The sequence below is a fragment of the Bradyrhizobium sp. Kon37 genome, assembly GCF_055807535.1.
This window is the reverse complement of record NZ_JBVVOY010000060.1, coordinates 1-2691: the sequence shown is the minus strand read 5'-3', so window position 1 is coordinate 2691 and position 2691 is coordinate 1. Positions and strand designations below refer to the sequence as shown.

Here is a 2691-nt window from a genome sequence, read left to right as displayed (position 1 = left end):
TGCGTCCGGGCGAAGTCTCGCTCGACGAGCTCGAGCGCGCCTTCCGCGAGACCGCGATCGAAGTGCCGGTCCCGGTTGCCAAGGCCGAAGTAAAGGCCGAGCCGGTCGCTGAAGCGCCGGTGCCTGTTGCCAAGGAAGTAGCGAAGGAAGCCAAGGCGCCCAAGGAAAAGGCCGCGCCGAAGAAGTCGATCGCCGACGAGGGCGCCGGCGAGGGCGCCAGCATTGCCAACCAGTCGATCCGCGTCAACGTGGATACGCTGGAGCATCTGATGACCATGGTCTCCGAGCTGGTGCTGACCCGCAACCAGCTGCTGGAGATATCCCGCCGCAACGAGGACACCGAGTTCAAGGTGCCGTTGCAGCGACTGTCCAACGTCACCGCCGAGCTGCAGGAAGGCGTCATGAAGACGCGCATGCAGCCGATCGGCAATGCCTGGCAGAAGCTGCCCCGCATCGTTCGCGACCTCTCGAGCGAACTCGGCAAGCAGATCGAGCTGGAGATGCACGGCGCCGACACCGAGCTCGACCGCCAGGTGCTCGACCTGATCAAGGACCCGCTCACCCACATGGTGCGCAACTCCGCCGATCATGGCCTGGAGACCCCCGCCGAGCGTCTCGCCGGCGGCAAGGGCGAGCAGGGCACCATTCGCCTGTCCGCCTATCACGAAGGCGGCCACATCATCATCTGCATCGCCGACAACGGCCGTGGCCTGAACACCGACAGGATCAAGGCCAAGGCGATCTCCTCAGGTCTGGTCACCGAGGCCGAGCTCGAGAAGATGAGCGAAGCCCAGATCCACAAGTTCATCTTCGCGCCGGGCTTCTCCACCGCTGCCGCCATCACCTCGGTGTCGGGGCGTGGCGTCGGCATGGACGTGGTGCGCACCAATATCGACCAGATCGGCGGCACCATCGACATCAAGTCGGTCGCCGGTGAAGGCTCCTCCGTCACCATCAAGATCCCGCTGACGCTCGCCATCGTCTCCGCGCTGATCGTGGAAGCCGCCGGCGACCGCTTTGCGATCCCGCAGCTCTCCGTGGTCGAGCTGGTGCGGGCCCGCGCCAACTCGGAGCACCGCATCGAGCGCATCAAGGACACCGCGGTGCTCCGGCTGCGCAACAAGCTGCTGCCGCTGATCCATCTCAAGAAGCTGCTCAAGATCGACGACGGCGCCGTCTCCGATCCCGAGAACGGCTTCATCGTGGTGACCCAGGTCGGCAGCCAGACCTTCGGCATCGTCGTCGACGGCGTGTTCCACACCGAAGAAATCGTGGTCAAGCCGATGTCGACGAAACTGCGTCACATCGACATGTTCTCGGGCAATACCATCCTGGGCGACGGCGCGGTCATCATGATCATCGACCCCAACGGCATTGCCAAGGCGCTCGGCGCCGCCGGCTCCTCGGCCCATGACATGAACAGCGAGAACGGGGCTCACAGCATCGGATCGGGCGAGCAGACCACCTCGCTGCTGGTGTTCCGCGCCGGCTCGTCGCAGCCCAAGGCGGTCCCGCTCGGGCTCGTCACGCGCCTGGAAGAGCTGCCGGCCGACAAGATCGAGTTCTCGAACGGCCGCTACATGGTGCAGTACCGCGAGCAGCTGATGCCGCTCGTTGCCATGGAGAGCGTCACCATCGCGAGCCAGGGCGCCCAGCCGATCCTGGTGTTCTCCGACGACGGCCGCTCCATGGGTCTCGTCGTCGACGAGATCATCGACATCGTCGAGGAACGGCTCAACATCGAGGTCGGCGGATCCTCCTCCGGCATTCTCGGCTCGGCCGTGATCAAGGGCCAGGCCACCGAAGTGATCGACGTCGGCCACTTCCTGCCGATGGCGTTCTCCGACTGGTTCACCCGCAAGGAGATGAAGCCGTCGCTGCACTCGCAATCGGTGCTGCTGGTCGACGACTCGGCGTTCTTCCGCAACATGCTGGCTCCGGTGCTCAAGGCCGCCGGCTACCGCGTCCGCACCGCGCCGACCGCGCAGGAGGGCTTAGCTGCGCTGCGCGCGCAGACCTTCGACGTGGTCCTGACCGACATCGAGATGCCCGACATGAACGGGTTCGAGTTTGCCGAGACCATCCGCTCCGACAGCAATCTGGGTGCGATGCCGATCATCGGGCTCTCCGCGCTGGTGTCGCCGGCGGCGATCGAGCGCGGCCGTCAGGCCGGCTTCCACGACTATGTCGCCAAGTTCGACCGTCCCGGTCTGATCGCGGCGCTGAAGGAACAGACCGCAGGCGCCGCCGGTGCCTCCGAGCTGAGCCGCGCAGCCGCGTAAACCCCAGCGGGATGGATCAGGAGATACGCAACATGACCAAGAAGACCCAGTCCGGCGAAGGCGCCATGGTCGAATACGTCACCGCGATGATCGGCGGCCAGCTGTTCGGCCTGCCGATCTCCCGCGTCCAGGACGTGTTCATGCCCGAGCGCGTCACCCGCGTGCCGCTGTCCTCGCGCGAGATCGCGGGCGTGCTGAACCTGCGCGGCCGCATCGTCACCGTGGTCGACATGCGCGCCCGGCTCGGCCTGCCCAAGCCCGAGGACGGCAAGATCCCGATGGCGGTCGGTGTCGACCTGCGCGGTGAATCCTATGGCCTGTTGATCGACCAGATCGGCGAAGTGCTGCGGCTTGCCGAGGACGGCATGGAAGAAAACCCCGTCAATCTCGACCCCCGCATGGCCAAGCT

2 protein-coding genes are annotated in these 2691 nt (G+C 65.8%); both read left to right on the top strand.

Going from position 1 to position 2691, the window contains the following annotated elements; all coding sequences use genetic code 11:
* Positions 1-2282 (top strand): hybrid sensor histidine kinase/response regulator (locus tag AC0L3J_RS36895; protein ID WP_473350361.1); only part of this gene is annotated, 2282 nt, incomplete at its 5' end.
* Positions 2283-2314: 32 nt separating this feature from the next.
* The coding region (locus tag AC0L3J_RS36890) for a chemotaxis protein CheW (protein WP_473350360.1) at positions 2315-2691 on the top strand (377 nt) is incomplete at its 3' end.